The organism is Bacillus cereus group sp. N21 (assembly GCF_016483395.1).
Classification (GTDB): Bacteria; Bacillota; Bacilli; order Bacillales; family Bacillaceae_G; genus Bacillus_A; species Bacillus_A pseudomycoides.
This window is the reverse complement of the sequence record NZ_JAEHBX010000013.1, coordinates 45,508-66,332: the sequence shown is the minus strand read 5'-3', so window position 1 is coordinate 66,332 and position 20,825 is coordinate 45,508. Positions and strand designations below refer to the sequence as shown.

Below are 20,825 nucleotides of genomic sequence, written 5' to 3'. Positions count from 1 at the left end.
ATGGATATTAATCTGTTTGATTTTCATTTACCAGAAGAACTCATTGCCCAAACGCCGCTTGAACAGCGCGAAACATCAAGATTAATGGTGTTAGACCGTGAAACAGGTGATATAGAGCATAAGCATTTTACTGACATTCTTTCTTATTTACATGAGGGTGATTGTTTAGTTTTAAATGAAACGAAAGTTATGCCTGCTCGTTTGCATGGTGTGAAAGAAGATACAGGTGCACATATTGAAGTGCTTCTTTTAAAGCAAGAAGATGGAGATAAGTGGGAAACGCTTGTAAAGCCAGCTAAACGTGTAAAAGAAGGAACTATCATTTCTTTTGGTGAAGGAAAGTTAAAAGCAACTTGCATTGGAACAGCTGATCAAGGTGGCCGCCAGCTTGAGTTTTCATATGACGGTATCTTTTATGAAATTTTAGATGAACTTGGAGAAATGCCGCTTCCTCCATACATTAAAGAAACACTGGAAGACCGTGATCGTTATCAAACGGTATATGCGAAGGAAATTGGTTCTGCAGCAGCGCCGACAGCTGGGCTTCATTTTACAGAAGAATTATTAGAGAAATTGAAGAAAAAAGGCGTTCATTTAGCATTCATTACGCTTCATGTTGGCCTTGGTACATTTAGACCAGTGTCTGCGGATACAATTGAAGAACACCATATGCATGCTGAGTATTATCATATGTCAGAAGAAACGGCAGATTTGTTAAATCGTGTGAAAGAGAACGGCGGTCGTATTATTACTGTTGGTACAACGTCAACACGTACACTAGAAACAATTGCTACAGATCACGATGGTAAGCTTTGTGCGACATCGGGATGGACGGATATTTTTATGTATCCAGGATATGAATTTAAAGCAATTGACGGTTTAATTACAAACTTCCATTTGCCAAAATCAACATTAATTATGCTTGTAAGTGCATTTGCAAGTAGAGAAAATGTCCTTCATGCTTATAATGAAGCAGTAAAAGAAAAATACCGTTTCTTTAGCTTCGGTGATGCGATGTTCGTTGCATCTCATGCTAAAGAAAGAAGTAAATAAAAAGGAGTAAATCTATGACAGCAATTCGTTATGAATTTATTAAAACATGTAAACAAACGGGTGCCCGTTTAGGTCGCGTTCATACACCGCACGGCTCATTTGATACACCAACATTTATGCCAGTTGGTACACTTGCGACAGTTAAAACAATGTCACCAGAAGAGTTGAAGGCGATGGATTCTGGCATTATTTTAAGTAATACGTATCATTTATGGCTTCGTCCAGGTCATGAAATTGTACGTGAGGCAGGCGGATTACATAAATTTATGAATTGGGACCGTGCAATCTTAACGGATTCTGGTGGTTTCCAAGTGTTTAGTTTAAGTGATTTCCGTCGTATTGAAGAAGAGGGAGTTCACTTCCGTAATCACTTAAATGGAGACAAGTTATTCTTATCACCAGAAAAAGCGATGGAGATTCAGAATGCATTAGGTTCAGATATTATGATGGCATTTGATGAATGCCCACCGTTTCCTGCTACTTTTGAATATATGAAAAAATCTGTAGAACGTACGAGTCGCTGGGCAGAGCGTTGTTTAAAAGCTCACGAACGTCCACAAGATCAAGGGTTATTTGGGATTGTACAGGGCGGAGAGTTTGAAGAACTTCGTCGCCAAAGTGCGAAAGACCTTGTTTCAATGGACTTCCCTGGTTATGCAGTAGGTGGATTATCAGTTGGGGAACCAAAGGATATTATGAACCGCGTACTGGAATTTACAACACCGCTTCTTCCAGACAATAAACCACGTTATTTAATGGGGGTAGGTTCTCCTGACTCATTAATTGATGGTGCAATTCGTGGTATTGATATGTTTGACTGCGTACTTCCAACTCGTATTGCTCGAAATGGTACATGTATGACAAGTCAAGGACGTCTTGTTGTGAAAAATGCGAAGTTTGCAAGAGACTTTGGCCCACTTGATCCAAATTGTGATTGCTACACATGTAAAAATTATTCTCGTGCGTACATTCGTCACTTAATGAAATGTGATGAAACGTTTGGAATTCGGTTAACGTCTTATCACAACCTTCATTTTCTGTTAAACTTAATGGAGCAGGTGAGACAAGCCATTCGTGAAGACCGTCTTGGCGATTTCCGTGAAGAGTTCTTTGAACAATATGGCTTTAATAAACCGAATGCTAAAAACTTCTAATACATAATTTAAAAGGAGGAACAAAAGATGAATCCAGGTATGATGAATATTGTCATGATTGTTGCGATGTTTGCGATTTTCTATTTCTTATTAATTCGCCCGCAGCAAAAGCGTCAAAAGGCAGTAGCACAAATGCAAAGTGAAATCCAAAAAGGTGATGCTATCGTAACAATCGGTGGCTTACACGGCACAATTGAATCAGTAGATGAGACTACAATTGTTGTTAAATCTGGTGGTGCACACTTAACATTCGATCGCAATGCGATTCGTGAAGTTGTGAAGAAGTAATAGTAAAAAGCCCTGCGAATGCAGGGCTTTTTCAATCTGTACGTTTTGACATGTTAACGCCAAATATGCCTCCAAGTGTACTTGCCCCCATTAAACCAAGTTGATAGAGAAGCTGTGAATTAGATAAAGCGTGAGAGAAGCCTAAGTAGTTAACGAGAAAAACAAGAATGGCAAAGATAAGTCCGGTTGTGAATCCGACGAACCATCCTTTTCCTTGCGCTTTTTTGCCAGCGATAAACCCGGATATGAGCATGGAAAGAAGAGCGAGTATAAAAATGGTTATAGCCAATGTTCCTTCACTTATATCTGTAAACTTTAATAAAAGAGCAATCAACATACTTGTAATAGAGGCCAATATTAATAAAGTGATAATCCCAAATCCGATTGCTGTAGATAATTTTTTCGTTCCATCCATTATGCATTCCCCCTTTTTAATACAAGTATATTTTCATTTTTGATAAGTTAGACTAGTTTCTTTTTTGCTGGTTAAACTACACTTTAGAAGAAATGTATAGAAAGGGGATTAAAGATGGAACTATGGGGAATTGCTTTACGAACGGTGGTACTGTATTTTATTATGCTAATCATCTTTCGGGTTATGGGAAAGCGTGAAATCGGGGAATTGAGTATCTTAGACTTAGTCGTCTTCATTATGTTGGGAGAACTTGCTGTATTAGGAATTATTGACGCTGATCGTCCTATGTGGGATCAAATTGTTCCTATGGTAGTAATTGTAGTGATTCAGATTGTATTAGCATATGCTTCCCTCAAAAGTGGGAAGATACGTCATTTAATTGATGGTGAACCAGCTATTGTTGTTCGGAGAGGGGAAATTGATGAGAAACAAATGCGAAAGCAACGTTATAATATGGATGATTTATTAATGCAGTTAAGAGAAGAAGGGATTGGCGATATTCGCGATGTTGAATATGCTATTTTAGAAGCTTCGGGAAAACTATCTGTATTTGAAAAGCAAAAGAGTAAAAAAAATAAAGATGATATGCCGATTTTTTCATTTCCACTGATTATTGATGGAGAAATTCAAGAATCACACTTGCAGATGATTGAACAATCGGAAGAATGGCTTATGAAAAAATTAGACAATATAGGATACAGTAATGTAACCGAAATTTCGTATTGTAGCTTTCAAAATGGAAAGTTTTTTGTGGATTTAAAAGATAAGTAAGAAGCTTGCTATCGGAAAAGCAAGCTTCTTACACATGTGGTTATTTCAAAAATGATAGTTTTCGGAGTAATGGGAGGCGCTGTAGTTCATCTTTACGGATGAGTTTGAAAATAAGAAGCAGCACAATGTAAAGGATAGTGGTTAATGTAATTTTCCATAATGTTTGTATGCCAAGTGAATGTGAAAAAACAATATATTTATGAAGATAGAATCCGAAAGCTCCTGCAATGACAATCGTAATTCCCCCAAAAATATAATCTCTCATGTAAATTGTAAATGTAATTTTCTTTAAGACGGTAGCGTAGTGAAGGAATGTTACCGTCACAATGTTAGCGGCAATTGCAAGTGCGACCCCCATCATTTGAAATTCTGGACGTGAAGCGAGTAAGAAAATAACGAGCAGTTTTACAATGGCTCCGATAAACGTGTTCATCATCGCGGCGCGTGCTAAGTTTAAAGCTTGCAAAACAGATGTAAGGGGGCTTTGAAAATAGTGAAATAAAAAGCATGGTGCAAGTAATTGAATGAATGCAGTTGCGCTGTCTGAACCGTACATGAGAGTTAAAACAGGTGAAGCAAATACATAAAGAATAACGACTGACCACCCTCCAGTAATTAAAGAAATGCGGAGCGCTTGTTGCAGACGGTGTTCTACTAATCGATGTTGTTTTTTTGCCATTGCTTCACTAATGGATGGTACGAGTGCTGTAGAAAGCGCATATGTAATAAAGGCTGGCAATGATAAGAGAGGAAATGCATAGCCGTTTAATATGCCGTATTGCTGTGTAGCAACTGAAGCCGCAACACCAGCTAGCGCTAAGCTTTGCATAACGATAATTGGTTCGAAAAAATAAGAGACTGATCCAATTAAGCGACTTCCTGTAGTTGGAAGTGCAATTTCCATAAGTGAATGAAAAGTATGTTTACTTTCTTTGATAGTGTTTAGAAAACCAGTTCGTATAGAAAGATGTTTTTCACGCTGAAATAAAGTAAGTAAGAATAATAAAGAAGCAACTTCTCCAAGAACAGCTGATAACATTGCACCTGCAGCGGCGTATTCAACACCGTAAGGTAAAAATAACCGAATACATACGGCAATAATGGTAATACGGACAACTTGTTCTAACACTTGTGCATATGCGCTTGGTTTCATATTTTGTTTTCCTTGGAAATAGCCGCGCAAAACAGAGGAAACCGCAATAACAGGAACGACAGGTAAAATTGCCATTAGTGGATAGTACGTTCTTTTATCCGTTAATAAAGTTTCAGCTAAGATGGGCGTTAGAAGCATGATGCCGATTGTTAAGATAATACTAATAACGGATGTAATAGCTAATGATACTGTTAATATTCTCTTTACTTTTTGTTTGTCATTTACTGCTTCCGCCTCTGCAACGAATTTTGCAATGGCAACAGGAAGTCCGATTTGTGTTAATGTAATTGCTAAAATAAAGGTGGGGACAGCCATCATGTAAAGACCGACGCCTTCTTCTCCTAAAATACGCGCCATTACAATTCGGTTTATGAACCCGAGAATTTTTGTAATAAAACCAGCTAGCATTAAAATAAATGCACCTCGTAAAAAGCTTTGTCTCGTCATGATCTTCTCCTACCTTCTCAAAATCAATGGAATGATTTACAATAATTTATATGCACGTATGAGACAAGAATGACAAGCATTTAAGAGGATGCGCTTATAAAGTAAGACTTTCATGGGAAAGAGCAGAGCGATAAAACCCTTAAAGACAGTTATTGCTGTCCATTAGAGCGGGATGAAAAGCGACTTTTCGTGCTGAAATCAGAAGGAGATGTGATGGTATGATTGAAAAAGAAGATTTGGTAGAAGCTTACCGCGGACAGTTACAAGTCGTTTTAGAGAGCAAATTAGAAGAATTCCAAATGTTTGGCTATGATCGAGTGACTGTTAATGATATTTGGAAATGTTTAAAAAGTAAAAAGTGGAAAAAAATAAAAAGTGAAATTAGATTGTATGAGCTTGTGAATGATGTGCTAACATTAACAGCAAATGAGTACATGACATATTTAACAGTAGAAGCGTATCAAGCGCCACTTTGGTCATTTGAAGAATATGAAAATAAATAACCGACTGTAATTGGTTTGTTCTTCCTTTTGCAGTATAATGATAGGTATTGATAAAGAGGAATGTATATGTCAGAGATTTTAAGTAAAGGAGGTAGGAAGCAGAAGTCATAAAAATTTGTAGTAAGATATAGGTTGCAGCCCAGTGTCTAAAATGTAGAACTGAGGTTTTTCCTATATGGCTAGTATGAAAGTTGAAAATTCACAGAAAGGAAGCCTACTAACTAGACAAATGCAGAAGTGTAAAGGAATGCCTGTGAATAAACAGAAATGGTTGTTACAGGAAATTGTCTAGCGTAAATGAATGATATGATTTGTTTATGGTTTTAGTAGCAGAAAGAAGGTACATATGGCAAAGCGAAGTACTAGAATCGTCGCGTTCTTTCTCATCGTATTATTAATCGGTGGAATTATTGGCGCGACAGGGAAAAACATAACAAAAGGGATTAGTCTTGGACTAGACCTTCGCGGTGGCTTTGAAATTTTGTATGAAGTAAAGCCAGCGAAAAAGGGAGATAAGATTGATCATGATGCACTCGTAAGTACAGTGGGTGCTCTTGAGAATCGTGTGAATGTTCTCGGTGTTAGTGAACCGAACATTCAAATTGAAGGGGAAGATCGCATTCGTGTACAGCTTGCGGGTGTAAAAGATCAGAAAAAGGCACGTGAAATCTTATCTACTCAAGCAAAATTAACATTCCGTGATGTGAATGATAACCTTCTCATGGACGGAACAGATTTAAAAGGCGGGGGAGCGAAGCAAACGTTTGATGAACAAGGTCGACCAAGTGTAGGGCTTACATTGAAAAGCGCTGATAAATTCCGCGAAGTAACTGAAAAAATATCTAAAATGCCTCCACCAACAAACTTAATGGTGATTTGGCTTGATTTTGAAGAAGGTAAAGATTCGTATAAAGCAGAAGCTGCAAAACCAAATCCAAAATTCTTATCAGCAGCAACAGTAAATCAAGTGTTTAATCAAGCTGAAGTTTCAATCGTAGGTGGAAACTTTACAGTTGAAAGTGCAAAACAACTTTCATCTTTATTAAATGCGGGTGCACTTCCTGTTGATTTAAAAGAAATGTATTCAACATCTGTTGGAGCAAAATTTGGTCAACAAGCATTGGAGCAAACGATTTTTGCTAGTGCGATCGGGATTGCTCTTATCTTCTTATTTATGCTTGTATTCTACCGCTTACCAGGCTTAGTAGCGGTCATTATGTTAGGGTTATATATTTTCGTTACATTACTTGTATTTAACTGGATGCATGCAGTTCTTACATTACCGGGGATTGCGGCGTTAGTGCTCGGGGTTGGTATTGCGGTTGACGCGAATATCATTACGTACGAGCGGCTGAAGGAAGAATTGCGAATTGGTAAATCGATGATGTCTGCATATAGAGCGGGTAACCACCGTTCGTTAGCAACGATTTTAGATGCGAACATTACAACAATTGCAGCAGCTGGTGTGTTATTCGTTTATGGTAATAGCTCTGTAAAAGGATTTGCTACGAGTTTAATTGTAAGTATTTTAGTTGGTTTCATTACGAACGTATTCGGTACTCGTTTCTTACTTGGATTACTTGTAAAAAGCCGTTACTTCGATAAGAAATTATCTTACTTTGGTGTGAAACAGAAAGAAATCCTTCCGTTGTCAAAAGGTGTAGAACATGCGCCAACGAGATTTGATCGTATTAACTTTGTAAATATTGGTCATAAATTCTTCTTGTTCTCAATTGTAGTTGTCATTGCAGGAGCAATTATACTACCAATTTTCAAAATGAACCTTGGAATTGACTTTGCAAGTGGTACACGTATGGACTTGCAGTCAAAACAAGCGATTAGTGTAGATCAAGTTCAAAAAGATTTACATGAGTTAAAAATTGATGTGAAAAAAGAGGACATTGTACCAACAGGGGATGACAAGAAAGGATTTGCTGTTCGTACATTAGGCGTTTTATCAAAAGATGAAATTGCGAAAGCAAAAACATTCTTCCACGATAAATATGGTACAGATCCAAATGTAAGTACAGTTTCTCCAACAATCGGGAAAGAGATTGCACGAAATGCATTTATTGCAGTTATGATTGCCTCAGCGGTTATCATTTTATATGTAAGTATTCGTTTCCGCTTCACATATGCATTATCTGCTGTAATCGCATTGTTACATGATGCGTTCGTTATGATTGTTGTGTTTAGCGTATTCCGATTGGAAGTAGATTTAACGTTTATTGCGGCGGTATTAACAATCATTGGTTATTCGATTAATGACTCGATTGTTACATTTGACCGAAACCGTGAGCTATACAAACAGAAAAAACGAATTCGCGACTTGAAAGATTTGGAGGAAATTGTAAACTCAAGTATTCGCCAAACAATTGGTCGCTCAATTAACACAGTTCTAACTGTATTGTTCCCTGTTATTGCACTGCTTATCTTCGGTAGTGAATCACTGCGAAACTTCTCAATTGCATTAACGGTTGGGCTAGTTGTAGGTACGTACTCTTCTATCTTCGTTGCTTCTCAAATCTGGCTAATGCTTGAAAATCGCCGATTGAAAAAAGGAAAAGGTAAGAAAAAAGTAGAAACTGAAGTATCTGAACCACAAGTATAAAGGTTAGAACAGAACATATAAAAAGATGATGCCTCTTTACATTAGAGGCATCTCTTTTTTCGTTTGTGGATACAATAAAGCGATACTTCCTTTAGCGTTTTTTGCTAAAGGTTAGTGGAACTAATCGGGGTGTTAGGGACAGTGAAACTTCCTTTAGCGGTTTTGTTAAAGGTTAGTAGAGCCAGTTACGGAGACTAGTGGGAAGTGATGCTTCTTTCATTATTTTTTGTAACAATAAAAAAGGTAGTTTGAGAAAAGAAGGGATTTCAGTTATGGAAAAAGATGAACGTTTTAAACAGGCCGAGTTTGGTGCCATTGTTGGAATCGTTGGAAATATTGTCTTAGCGATTGTAAAAGCGGTAATCGGCTATATTGGGAATAGTAAGGCGCTTTTAGCGGACGCAGTTCATTCAGCGTCAGATGTAGTTGGTTCGTTAGCTGTGTTTTTTGGATTGCGTGCAGCGAAGCAACCCCCCGATGAAGATCATCCGTATGGGCACGGAAAAGCGGAATCGATTTCAGCGATTATTGTTGCAGTGTTATTATTTATTGTTGGGATTGAAATTGCGATTTCTTCTATAAAGGCTTTTACGCAGTACCTTGAACCACCGAAGGGAATTACAATTTTTGCGGTTATTCTTTCTATCGTGGTAAAAGAAGGGATGTTTCAGTATAAGTATCGATTAGGGAAACGGATAAATAGTGATGCAATTATTGCAAATGCATATGAGCACCGTTCAGATGTGTTTTCTTCAATTGCAGCTTTAATCGGGATTTGTGCAGCTATTATTGGCAATAAACTAGGTTTAGATTGGCTTGTGTATGCCGATCCTGTTGCGGGATTATTTGTTTCTCTACTTGTTGTAAAGATGGCATGGAGTATTGGAAGAGAAGCGATTCATACAACGCTTGATCATGTACTTCATGAAGAAGATGTTATTCCGCTAAGAGAATCAGTTCTTCAAGTGGAAGGTGTGAAAAAAATTGGTTCTTTGTATGCAAGAGAGCATGGACATTATGTCATTGTTGATATTAAAGTGTCTGTTGATCCATATATCACAGTGGAAGAGGGACATCGCATCGGGAAACATGTAAAAGAGGTATTGATGAAACAAGATAATGTACAAAATGTTTTTGTACATATTAATCCGTATTCTCCTGATTGATACGAAATAAGTAAATATTCATCTGTTTATGGAGATATTCAATCATAACTAATAGAGTTTGTATCATATTGTCACCCCTTAATCTGTCTTGTATAATGGACAGGTTAAGGGGTGATTTCGTGTTACAACCGAAGACGCGTTGGAAAGAAAAGTCATTTAATGAGGAACTGGTGAGTGAATTAGCAAGTAAATTGCAATTATCACCGCTTGTTACTTCGTTATTCCTCAGTAGAGGTTTAGATACAGAAGATAAGATTGTGGATTTTTTAAATACAGGACAGCAAGAATTTCACGATCCATTTTTGCTTGAAGGAATGGACCTTACGGTAGAACGTATAGGGCAAGCCATTCAAAATGGAGAACAAATTTTAATATTCGGAGATTATGATGCGGACGGTGTAAGTAGTACAACCGTTTTATTTCTTGCTCTTCAAGAATTAGGTGCGGATGTTGAGTTCTATATTCCAAACCGATTTACTGAAGGGTATGGACCGAATGAAGAGGCGTTCCGCTGGGCACACCGTGCGGGATTTTCTCTTATCATTACTGTTGATACAGGTATCGCAGCAGTCCATGAGGCGCAAGTAGCAAAAGAGTTTGGTATAGATCTTATTATTACAGATCATCATGAGCCGCCGCCAGAACTGCCAGAAGCACTTGCGATTATTCACCCGAAGCTAAAGGGTGGTGTTTACCCGTTTCATTATTTAGCGGGCGTTGGTGTTGCGTTTAAAGTAGCGCATGCACTACTTGGGCGTGTACCGGAGCATTTATTAGAAATTGCAGTGATTGGTACGGTAGCCGATTTAGTATCACTTCATGGTGAAAATAGATTGCTTGTGCAGCGTGGATTGAAACAAATGCGAATGACAAAAAATATTGGTTTAAAAGCATTATTTAAAGTAGCAAATGTTTCACAAAGTGAGATTACGGAAGAGAGCATTGGTTTCTCAATTGCACCGCGTATTAATGCAATTGGTCGTTTAGAAGATGCGGCTCCGGCAGTTCACCTCCTTTTATCAGAAGATCCAGAAGAAGCGAAAGAGCTTGCTGAAGAAATTGATGAACTGAACAAGCTTCGAAAAGATATTGTAAAGCAAATTACAGAAGAGGCGATTGCAGAGGTAGAAAACAATTATCCGCCAGAGGACAATAAAGTGTTAGTGCTCGCGAAAGAAGGATGGAATCCAGGAGTAATAGGGATTGTTGCTTCTAAATTAGTAGAACGCTTTTATCGTCCGACAATCGTGTTATGTATTGATCCTGAAAAACAAACAGCAAAAGGGTCTGCTCGTAGTATTGCAGGATTTGATTTATTTGCAAACTTATCAGATTGTAGGGAATTGTTACCTCACTTTGGTGGGCATCCAATGGCGGCGGGAATGACGCTTCATATGAATGATGTGGATGAACTGCGCCGCCGCTTAAATGAACAAGCAGATGCGATTTTAACGTCTGAAGATTTTACTCCGATTACAACAGTTGATGCGATTTGCAAAGTGGAGGATGTGACGCTCTCAGCGATTGAGGAAATGCAGAAGCTCGCACCGTTTGGTGTTGGAAATCCGAAGCCGCGTATCGCAATTAGAGATGCGGAGTTAGAAAGTATTCGTGCCATTGGATCTGATGGTTCTCATTTGAAAATGGCACTTCGTGACGGACAGGCGACGTTAGATACGATTGGATTTGGTTTTGGAGCCTATGCGAAAGAAATTTCTCCAGTTGCTCACGTTTCTGTCGTTGGTGAGGCATCAATTAATGAATGGAATAATTTCAAAAAACCGCAACTTATGATTCAAGATATTGCGGTAGATGCATGGCAATTATTTGATTGGCGTAGTATGCGTAATGTGGAATCGAACTTAGCAGAACTTTCACGAGAAAAAATAACAATGGTGTATTTTTCTGAAGAGGTATTAAATAAATTTTCTTTAGAAGAATATAAAGAACAACTTATACATGCTTCAGAAGTGACTGACCTAGATGGTCGTTATATTGTGTTGCTAGATTTACCAAAGTCAACGGATGAATTACGAGGTTTATTTGAGGCAGGATTCCCAGCGCGAATTTATACGCTGTTTTACCAAGAGAATAATCATTTATTTAGTACAGTTCCAACAAGGGAACACTTTAAATGGTACTATTCCTTTTTACACCAAAAAGCACCATTTTCTTTAAGACAACATGGAGAACAGCTATGTCGTCATAAAGGTTGGTCAAAAGATACAGTAAATTTCATGACACAGGTGTTTTTTGAGTTAGAATTTGTTACAATAAAAGACGGTGTCATTTTTATGGCAGAAGAAATGAAAAAGCGTGATTTAATTGAATCGAACACATATCGTGAGAAAATGAACCATTTACAACTAGAAAAAGAGTTGATTTATAGCACATATCAACAATTATATACATGGTTTGAAACGATTCGTAATCATAAAGAAGTAGAACAGTTAGGGTAAAGGCCTTGTATTTACAGACCTTTTATATCTGAGGAGGATTCAGAAATATGGACTTCAAGCAACATATCGCAATTGTACCGGATTATCCGAAAGAAGGTATCGTTTTTAAAGACATCACACCTTTAATGAACGATGGGCAAGCATACAAAGCAGCAACAGATGAAATCGTTGCTTACGCAAAACAAAGAGACATCGACCTTGTAGTAGGACCAGAAGCACGTGGTTTTATTATCGGTTGCCCAGTTTCTTACGCATTAGAAGTAGGATTTGCACCAGTTCGTAAATTAGGGAAATTACCTCGTGAAGTAATTACAGTTGACTACGGTAAAGAGTATGGAAAAGATGTTTTAACAATCCATAAAGATGCAATTAAACCAGGTCAACGCGTATTAATTACAGATGACCTATTAGCTACAGGTGGAACAATCGAAGCGACAATTAAGCTAGTTGAAGAGCTTGGCGGAATTGTAGCAGGGATTGCATTCTTAGTAGAACTTACTTACTTAGATGGCCGCAAAATGTTAGAAGGTTATGATGTATTAGTGTTAGAAAAATACTAATTATTATATAGATAAAACTACGGCGATAGAAAAAAAGTACCCGTGAATCTCTTGGAGAGGAGCGGGTACTTTTGTATAATTGTACAAAAAAGTATGATGAAATATCAGTAAAATCTTTTCCTTTTCACAATTCACAATCATTAGGTTATAATGATAGAATAAAATTTATTCTAATGAGTAAGGGAAAAGTCAATTTTCAATAAAAGGTGATTCGATGGCAAATGAGCAAGTACTAACAGCTGAACAGGTACTCGAGAAGGCAAGTCAATATTTAGCGGACGATGATATTGAGCTGGTGGCACGTGCCTATGAATATGCACGTGATGCACATAGCGAACAGTATAGAAAATCGGGCGAACCATATATTATTCACCCGATTCAAGTAGCAGGTATTTTAGTCGATTTACACATGGATCCATCTACAGTGTCGGCAGGTTTTTTGCATGATGTAGTAGAAGATACCGAGGTTACACTAGAAGATATTGAACGGGAATTTAATAAAGAAATTGCCATGCTTGTTGATGGTGTTACAAAGCTTGGGAAAATTAAATACAAATCTCATGAACAACAGCAAGCAGAGAACCATCGCAAAATGTTTATTGCAATGGCCCAAGATATTCGTGTTATTTTAATCAAATTAGCTGACCGTCTTCATAACATGCGTACACTTAAGCATTTGCCTCAAGAAAAGCAGCGTCGTATCGCAAATGAAACGTTAGAAATTTTTGCACCTTTAGCTCATAGACTCGGAATTAATACTATTAAATGGGAGCTAGAGGATACATCGCTTCGCTATTTGAATCCGCAGCAATACTATCGCATTGTAAACTTAATGAAGCGGAAACGTGCAGAACGTGAAGAATATTTAGATGAAGTCATGACGGGTATTCGTGACAAACTGAAAGAAGTAGCGATTCAACCTGATATTTCAGGTCGCCCAAAGCATATTTATAGTATTTATCGTAAAATGGCACTTCAAAATAAACAATTTAATGAAATTTATGATTTGCTAGCTGTGCGCGTTGTTGTAAATAGTATTAAAGACTGCTATGCAGTGTTAGGAATTATTCATACGTGCTGGAAACCAATGCCAGGTCGTTTTAAAGATTATATTGCAATGCCGAAAGCGAACCTATATCAATCCCTCCATACAACTGTGATTGGTCCAAAAGGTGACCCGCTTGAAGTGCAAATTCGTACGAAAGAAATGCATGAAATTGCAGAATACGGAATTGCGGCACACTGGGCATATAAAGAAGGAAAAGCGGCAGAAGCAACAGGTACACTTGAGAAAAAATTAACGTGGTTCCGTCAAATATTAGAATGGCAAAATGAAGCTTCTAATGCGGAAGAATTTATGGAGTCATTAAAAATTGATTTATTTTCTGATATGGTATTCGTCTTTACACCAAAAGGAGACGTCATGGAATTACCACTAGGTTCTGTTCCAATTGATTTTGCTTACCGTGTCCATTCAGAAATAGGGAATAAAACAATTGGTGCAAAAGTAAACGGGAAAATGGTAACACTTGATTATAAATTAAAAACAGGTGATATCATTGAAATTTTAACATCTAAACATTCATATGGACCAAGTCAGGACTGGGTAAAACTTGCGCAAACATCTCATGCGAAAAATAAAATCCGCCAATTCTTCAAAAAGCAGCGCCGAGATGAGAATATCGAAAAAGGGCGCGAGCTTGTTGAAAAAGAAGTGCGTAGCTTAGAGTATGAAATGAAAGAAATATTAGCACCTGACAATTTAAAGCGAGTGGCTGAGAAATACAACTTTGCAAATGAAGAGGATATGTTTGCGGCAGTTGGGTATAACGGCATTACGGCTGCACAAATTGCAACGCGTCTAACGGACAAGTTCCGCAAACAGCGTGACGAAGAACAAGATATTGTGGAAGTAAAAGAAGTTCGTAAACCGATGAAAATCAGAAAATGGGATTCAGGTGTAAAAGTAAGTGGAGCTGACAATTTATTAATTCGCTTATCGAAATGCTGTAACCCAGTTCCAGGTGACGATATTGTCGGATACATTACGAAAGGACGCGGTGTCTCTATTCACCGTCGTGATTGCGTCAATGTGCATACAGAAGAAGCTAAGGAGCGTTTACTAGAAGTAGAGTGGGAAGGTAGTCCAGAAAAAGAGATTGAGTATAACGTTGATATTGAAATTTCTGGTTATGATCGCCGCGGCTTACTAAATGAAGTTCTGCAAGCTGTAACAGAGACGAAAACATATATTTCAGCTGTTTCAGGTAGAAGCGACCGCAATAAAATGGCAACGATCAATATGTCCATTTCTATTCGTAATTTACATCATTTGAAAAAGGTAGTAGAGCGTATTAAAAGAGTTCCAGAAATTTATGCAGTACGCCGCATGATGCATTAATAGGGAGTGTATAAAATATGAGAGTTGTCTTGCAACGATCAAAAGAAGCGTCTGTTACAGTAGATGGTGAGATTGTAGGGCAAATTCCGTTCGGTTTAACATTGCTAGTTGGCATTACACATGAAGATACAGAAAAAGATGCAACATATATTGCCGAGAAGGTTGCGAATTTACGTATTTTTGAGGATGGGAACGGGAAGATGAACCATTCTGTCCTTGATATGGAGGGACAAGTGCTATCCATTTCACAATTTACATTGTACGGAGATTGCCGTAAAGGAAGACGCCCAAACTTTATGGATGCTGCGAAACCAGACTACGCAGAGAACTTGTATGATTTCTTCAATGAAGAACTGCGCAAACAAGGCCTGCGCGTAGAAACGGGCAGGTTCGGAGCAATGATGGATGTTTCTTTAATTAATGATGGTCCGGTGACCTTAATTTTAGAAAGTAAATAATGATGCTGGAAGAGAGGGTTTTGTAATCCTCTCTTTTTTATGTATAAGCTTTATAGTTCGTGTTATGTTTTTCTAATTTATAATAAAATGGTTGTGAAGGAGAATGGACGATATAGTATAATGTATATATTGGTAAAAATTTGATTTGGGGTATGTGTGTGAAAAGGTATTTAAGGGGGAGCAAGCGTATGAATTGGTCGATCTTTAAAGACACTAAACTTGCTTTAGGATTTAGCGCGGCAATTCTTTTACATGTATTAGGAGTTGTTTTTGCGGTAGCAAGTTATGGCACTTGGGTAGTATTTGTAATGGCAGGAATCATTGTAACGTTCTTTAGTATCCAAAGAGCTGACGGTTTATATAAAAGTAGCATGGAATAGTCTTGCTTGAGAAGATATACGTAATATAATAAAAGCCTGTTGATGAAATAAGCGTTAGTCATTTATGGGTATAACCGGACAATCAATATGGAACAATAAAAGTAAAAACATCCATATTGATTGTGAGGGATACGCGTATGCGCATGAATGAAAAAGGACACTCTGTTACAAACGGTGCAAACCAATTATTTAACGTGAATTTTCATGAGTTTATTGCAAGAGAACAAAATAATACCTCTATGGAGCTTGCATCTGAATTTGGTATTTCATTGCAGGATGTAAAACGGTTAAAGAAGCAGATTGAACGCTCCTAGTGCACTTGACAATCGCCCTGAACAAACGTATAGTAATTTTATATTTACATATGAAGAGAACCGATGATAGAGAAGAGTAGATGAGATACACATGAAAAGAGAGGAAATGTCCTAGGCTGAAAACATTTCTACATGATGACTAATCGAATGACACTCTGTAGGTTTCAACTTGAACGGCACAAATGCTTAGTAGGGGTTGAACGCAAGTTTAAGCGTTATTAAAAAAGTGGAAGCATACGTGCTTCAATTAGGGTGGCACCACGGGTAATAATACTCTCGTCCCTACTGGATAATCAGTAGAGGCGGGAGTTTTTTTATTTTTAATAAGATTAAAACAATTTGAGGAGGAACTGAATATGTCTATTCAAATCCCACGCGGAACGCAAGATATTCTTCCAGGAACCGTTGAGTTATGGCAGTATATCGAAGGGCAAGCACGCGAAATTTGCCGTCGTTACAACTATAAAGAGATTCGTACACCAATTTTTGAGCACACAGAATTATTTTTACGCGGTGTTGGTGATACAACAGATATCGTACAAAAAGAAATGTACTCATTCCAAGATCGTGGCGAACGTAGCTTAACATTACGTCCAGAAGGAACTGCACCTGTTGTACGTTCTTATGTTGAAAATAAAATGTATGGTGATGCAACACAGCCAACGAAATTATATTACATCGGTCAAATGTTCCGTTATGAAAGACCACAAGCGGGTCGCTATCGTCAATTCGTACAATTTGGTATCGAGGCAATCGGTAGTAATGATCCAGCAATTGATGCGGAAGTGATTGCACTTGCTGTAGAATTCTACAGCGGCATGGGATTAAAAAACATTAAAGTTGTCCTAAATAGCTTAGGTGATGCAGCGAGCCGTCAAGCGCACCGTGAGGCGTTAATCGCTCACTTTGAGCCTCGCATCGGCGAATTCTGTTCAGATTGCCAATCTCGTTTAGAGAAAAATCCACTTCGTATTTTAGACTGTAAAAAGGACCGTGATCATGAATTAATGAGCACAGCACCGTCTATTACAGAATACTTAAACGAAGAATCAACAACGTACTATGAAAAAGTACAAGAGTTATTAACAATGATGGGTGTCCCATTTGAAAAAGATCCAAATCTAGTGCGCGGTTTAGATTACTATCAGCACACTGTATTTGAGATTATGAGTGAAGCAGACGGTTTCGGTGCAATCACGACATTAAGTGGCGGTGGTCGCTATAACGGTCTTGTACAAGAAATCGGTGGTCCAGAAATGCCTGGTATTGGTTTTGCGATGAGTATTGAACGTTTAATTATGGCGCTGAAAGCTGAAAATATTGAATTACCAATTGAACATAACATTGATTGCTACGTTGTAGCACTTGGAGATAAAGCGAAAGATCACGCAGCAAAAATTGCATTTGATCTTCGTAAAGCTGGATTATCAGTTGAAAAAGATTATTTAGATCGCAAAATGAAAGCACAATTTAAATCAGCAGATCGTCTAAATGCGAAATATGTAGCTGTATTAGGAGAAGATGAGCTAGATAAAGGCATCATCAACTTAAAAGATATGGCAACAGGTGGACAAGAAGAAGTGGCTTTAGATGTATTTGCTTCATATGTAGCAGAGAAATTAATATAGGGGGAACGAACAATGGCTGAAAGAACACATACATGTGGAAAAGTAACAGTAGAAGCAGTTGGACAAACCGTTCAATTAAAAGGTTGGGTACAAAAACGCCGTGACTTAGGCGGACTCATTTTCATCGACTTACGTGACCGTACAGGTATCGTGCAAGTTGTATTTAACCCAGAAACATCAAAAGAAGCACTAGAAGTAGCAGAAACAATTCGTAGCGAATACGTATTACACGTAGAAGGAACAGTTGTTGAACGTGGTCAAGGTGCAATTAATGAAAATATGGCAACAGGGCGCATTGAAGTACAAGCAACGAAAGTAAATGTATTAAATGCAGCAAAAACAACGCCGATTATTATTGCAGACGATACAGATGCATCAGAAGATGTTCGTTTAAAATATCGTTATTTAGATTTACGTCGCCCTGTTATGTATAACACATTCAAAATGCGTCACGACGTGACAAAAACAATTCGTAACTTCTTAGATTCAGAAGAGTTTTTAGAAGTTGAAACACCAATTTTAACAAAGAGTACACCAGAAGGAGCACGTGACTATTTAGTACCAAGCCGTGTGCATGAAGGTGAATTTTACGCGTTACCTCAATCTCCACAGCTATTTAAACAGCTTCTAATGGTCGGCGGATTTGAGCGTTATTATCAAGTAGCACGTTGTTTCCGCGATGAAGATTTACGTGCCGATCGTCAACCAGAATTCACACAAATTGACATCGAGGCATCATTCTTAACACAAGATGAAATTCTAGAAATGATGGAACGTATGATGACAAAAGTGATGAAAGATGCAAAAGGCGTAGAGGTTCGTGCACCATTCCCTCGTATGAAGTATGCTGATGCAATGGCTCGCTACGGTTCTGATAAACCAGATACACGCTTTGCAATGGAGCTTACTGACTTATCTGAGTTTGCAGCAGATTGCGGCTTCAAAGTGTTCACAAGTGCTGTAGAAAGCGGCGGGCAAGTAAAAGCAATTAATGCAAAAGGTGCAGCAGGTAAATATTCTCGTAAAGACATTGATGCATTAACTGAATTCGTAAAAGTATACGGAGCAAAAGGTTTAGCTTGGTTAAAAGTTGAAGAAGATGGCTTAAAAGGACCAATTGCGAAATTCTTCGGTGAAGAAGATGCAAACGTACTAATGAGCACATTAGATGGGGCTGCTGGTGACTTATTATTATTCGTTGCTGATAAGAAGAGCGTTGTTGCAGATAGCTTAGGTGCACTTCGTTTACGCTTAGGTAAAGAACTTGAGTTAATTGACGAAAGCAAATTTAACTTCCTATGGGTAACAGATTGGCCGCTTCTTGAGTATGATGAAGATGCTGATCGCTACTTCGCAGCGCATCATCCATTCACAATGCCATTCCGTGAAGATGTTGAGTTATTAGAAACAGCACCAGAAAAAGCGCGTGCACAAGCATATGACCTTGTATTAAACGGTTATGAGCTTGGTGGTGGGTCACTTCGTATTTATGAGCGTGATGTACAAGAAAAAATGTTCAAAGCTCTTGGATTCTCTCAAGAAGAAGCACAAGAACAATTCGGATTCTTATTAGAAGCGTTCGAATATGGTACACCACCACATGGCGGAATCGCATTAGGTTTAGACCGTCTCGTAATGTTACTTGCAGGCCGTACAAACCTTCGTGATACAATTGCATTCCCGAAAACAGCAAGCGCAAGCTGCTTATTAACAGATGCTCCAAGCCCTGTTGCAGAAGCGCAGCTTGAAGAGCTATACTTACAATTAAACGTAAAAGAAGAGAAGTAAGAAGGAGTCCTAGATGGTTATACTAAACCCATCTAGGATTTTTTTTAGTGGAAGTTTAAAAAATCTGGTTCAGATAGCAGTCGCATTTCTTCGTTGCTTCGCCAGTCCGGTGCTCGTGTAAGCAATCCTACACTCCGCTCCTCCTGGCGTCAGCGCCTCGAACAGCTCGGCTCTCTGAATCCTCCTTTTTAAACATAGATTGGAAGGGAAATTTAAAAAGTCCGGTTTAGCTAGTAATCCTTTTTTTGAATATGTATTTTTAGGAATTCTATAACTTTTTCTATACAAATAGTCGGAAAAACGCTAGAATACATGGTAGACCATTTTTGTAATAGGAGTGTAGAGCTGAATGTTACATCAATTTTCACGTAATGAATTAGCCTTCGGAAAAGAAGGTCTTGAAATATTAAAAAATAGTACAGTTGGTATTCTAGGAATTGGCGGTGTAGGTTCATTCGCAGCAGAAGCGTTAGCGCGTTCTGGCGTAGGACGTCTTGTATTAGTTGATAAAGACGTTGTAGATATTACAAATGTAAACCGTCAAATTCATGCTTTAGTATCTACTGTAGGACGTTCAAAAGTAGAATTAATGAAAGAGCGCATTGCAGACATTAATCCGGAATGTGAAGTAATTGGACTAGAAATGTTTTATACAGATGAAACATATGAAGAGTTCTTTAAACACGGCTTAGATTTCGTAGTGGATGCATCTGATACAATTACGTTCAAAATTCATTTAATTAAACAATGTTTACGTCGTAAAATTAAAATTATCTCAAGTATGGGCGCAGCAAATAAAATGGACCCAACTCGTTTCCGTATTGCGGACATTTCTAAAACACATACAGATCCAATTGCGAAAGTAATTCGTACGAAGCTTCGTAAAGAGGGTATTAAAAAAGGTGTAAAAGTTGTCTTCTCTGACGAAAACCCAATCGTAATTCGTGAAGAAGTACGTAAAGAAATCGTACCAGACGAAAATGCGAAAATTCGTAAAGCGAAATTACCACCTTCCTCAAATGCCTTCGTACCATCTGTGGCTGGTTTAATTATGGCGAGTCACGTTGTACGTGAACGTATTAAAAACGTAGAAGTGAAGCGTGTAGGGCAAGAATAAAAAATAAAAAAGCGTATATTCCATGAGGAGTATACGCTTTTTTATTTGTATGAAGAGATGTTAAAGAAATATCCATATCGGTAAGACGATAGATTCAAAAGCGATTAAAAATAATAAATAATTCTCGAATTTGTCCGATTTGTATGCAGAAGTCTTTTT

General features: G+C 38.0%; 18 protein-coding genes and 1 other annotated feature. Of the genes, 16 read left to right on the top strand and 2 right to left on the bottom strand.

The genetic code is table 11. The features are described 5' to 3' along the window. The 3 genes from queA to yajC are packed head-to-tail and all read left to right on the top strand — an operon-like array spanning position 1 to position 2,495. Positions 1-1,053, top strand: a complete 1,053-nt coding sequence (gene queA / locus JDS96_RS10105) for a tRNA preQ1(34) S-adenosylmethionine ribosyltransferase-isomerase QueA (RefSeq protein ID WP_003208591.1) — start codon at positions 1-3, stop codon at positions 1,051-1,053. 14 nt (positions 1,054-1,067) lie between these two features. Then, positions 1,068-2,207, top strand: coding sequence for a tRNA guanosine(34) transglycosylase Tgt (gene tgt, locus JDS96_RS10100; RefSeq protein WP_000125373.1), 1,140 nt, complete (start codon positions 1,068-1,070; stop codon positions 2,205-2,207). 27 nt (positions 2,208-2,234) lie between these two features. Continuing rightward, entirely contained in the window at positions 2,235-2,495 is a 261-nt protein-coding gene (gene yajC / locus JDS96_RS10095) for a preprotein translocase subunit YajC (RefSeq protein WP_018782985.1), read from the top strand. 31 nt (positions 2,496-2,526) lie between these two features. On the opposite strand, the gene JDS96_RS10090 is transcribed toward yajC, so the two are convergent. Then, entirely contained in the window at positions 2,527-2,910 is a 384-nt protein-coding gene (locus tag JDS96_RS10090) for a TIGR04086 family membrane protein (RefSeq protein ID WP_199666710.1), read from the bottom strand. A 114-nt stretch (positions 2,911-3,024) separates the two neighbouring features. Between JDS96_RS10090 and JDS96_RS10085 the strand changes: the two genes are divergently transcribed. Beyond that, positions 3,025-3,681 carry a DUF421 domain-containing protein gene (locus tag JDS96_RS10085; protein WP_199666709.1) on the top strand — a complete coding sequence of 219 codons (657 nt, stop codon included), beginning with the start codon at positions 3,025-3,027 and terminating at the stop codon, positions 3,679-3,681. Positions 3,682-3,721: 40 nt separating this feature from the next. On the opposite strand, the gene spoVB is transcribed toward JDS96_RS10085, so the two are convergent. Beyond that, positions 3,722-5,281 carry a stage V sporulation protein B gene (gene spoVB, locus JDS96_RS10080; protein ID WP_199666708.1) on the bottom strand — a complete coding sequence of 520 codons (1,560 nt, stop codon included), beginning with the start codon at positions 5,279-5,281 and terminating at the stop codon, positions 3,722-3,724. Positions 5,282-5,499: 218 nt separating this feature from the next. On the opposite strand from spoVB, the gene JDS96_RS10075 reads away from it, so the two are divergent. From JDS96_RS10075 to JDS96_RS10020, 12 genes are all read left to right on the top strand, one after another. Next, positions 5,500-5,784: a post-transcriptional regulator gene (locus JDS96_RS10075; RefSeq protein WP_003200455.1), complete on the top strand. Its 285-nt coding sequence runs from the start codon at positions 5,500-5,502 to the stop codon at positions 5,782-5,784. A 346-nt stretch (positions 5,785-6,130) separates the two neighbouring features. Further along, complete coding sequence (secDF, locus tag JDS96_RS10070; RefSeq protein WP_199666707.1) at positions 6,131-8,395, top strand: protein translocase subunit SecDF; 2,265 nt, start codon at positions 6,131-6,133, stop codon at positions 8,393-8,395. Between the two features lie 272 nt (positions 8,396-8,667). Then, positions 8,668-9,561, top strand: a complete 894-nt coding sequence (locus JDS96_RS10065) for a cation diffusion facilitator family transporter (protein ID WP_018765899.1) — start codon at positions 8,668-8,670, stop codon at positions 9,559-9,561. 119 nt (positions 9,562-9,680) lie between these two features. Beyond that, a complete protein-coding gene (gene recJ, locus JDS96_RS10060; RefSeq protein WP_199666706.1) occupies positions 9,681-12,020 on the top strand; it encodes a single-stranded-DNA-specific exonuclease RecJ in 2,340 nt (779 codons plus the stop codon). 47 nt (positions 12,021-12,067) lie between these two features. After that, positions 12,068-12,580 (top strand): adenine phosphoribosyltransferase, encoded by a 513-nt coding sequence (locus tag JDS96_RS10055; protein ID WP_199666705.1) that lies wholly within the window; start codon positions 12,068-12,070, stop codon positions 12,578-12,580. Positions 12,581-12,794: 214 nt separating this feature from the next. Next, positions 12,795-14,981, top strand: a complete 2,187-nt coding sequence (gene relA, locus JDS96_RS10050; protein ID WP_003200467.1) for a GTP diphosphokinase — start codon at positions 12,795-12,797, stop codon at positions 14,979-14,981. Between the two features lie 17 nt (positions 14,982-14,998). Further along, a complete protein-coding gene (dtd, locus tag JDS96_RS10045) occupies positions 14,999-15,439 on the top strand; it encodes a D-aminoacyl-tRNA deacylase (RefSeq protein WP_003200469.1) in 441 nt (146 codons plus the stop codon). Between the two features lie 188 nt (positions 15,440-15,627). Next, positions 15,628-15,819, top strand: a complete 192-nt coding sequence (locus JDS96_RS10040) for a hypothetical protein (protein WP_003200471.1) — start codon at positions 15,628-15,630, stop codon at positions 15,817-15,819. Between the two features lie 137 nt (positions 15,820-15,956). Next, positions 15,957-16,133: a hypothetical protein gene (locus JDS96_RS10035; protein WP_003200475.1), complete on the top strand. Its 177-nt coding sequence runs from the start codon at positions 15,957-15,959 to the stop codon at positions 16,131-16,133. 54 nt (positions 16,134-16,187) lie between these two features. After that, positions 16,188-16,420, top strand: a binding site (T-box leader). A gap of 69 nt (positions 16,421-16,489) precedes the next feature. Next, the gene (gene hisS, locus JDS96_RS10030; protein ID WP_088094356.1) at positions 16,490-17,761 is read left to right on the top strand and encodes a histidine--tRNA ligase; all 1,272 of its coding nucleotides are present in this window, start codon (positions 16,490-16,492) and stop codon (positions 17,759-17,761) included. 12 nt (positions 17,762-17,773) lie between these two features. Continuing rightward, positions 17,774-19,549, top strand: coding sequence for an aspartate--tRNA ligase (aspS, locus tag JDS96_RS10025; protein ID WP_199666704.1), 1,776 nt, complete (start codon positions 17,774-17,776; stop codon positions 19,547-19,549). A gap of 349 nt (positions 19,550-19,898) precedes the next feature. Further along, positions 19,899-20,666, top strand: coding sequence for a tRNA threonylcarbamoyladenosine dehydratase (locus JDS96_RS10020; protein WP_000903177.1), 768 nt, complete (start codon positions 19,899-19,901; stop codon positions 20,664-20,666). Positions 20,667-20,825: the final 159 nt, after the last annotated feature.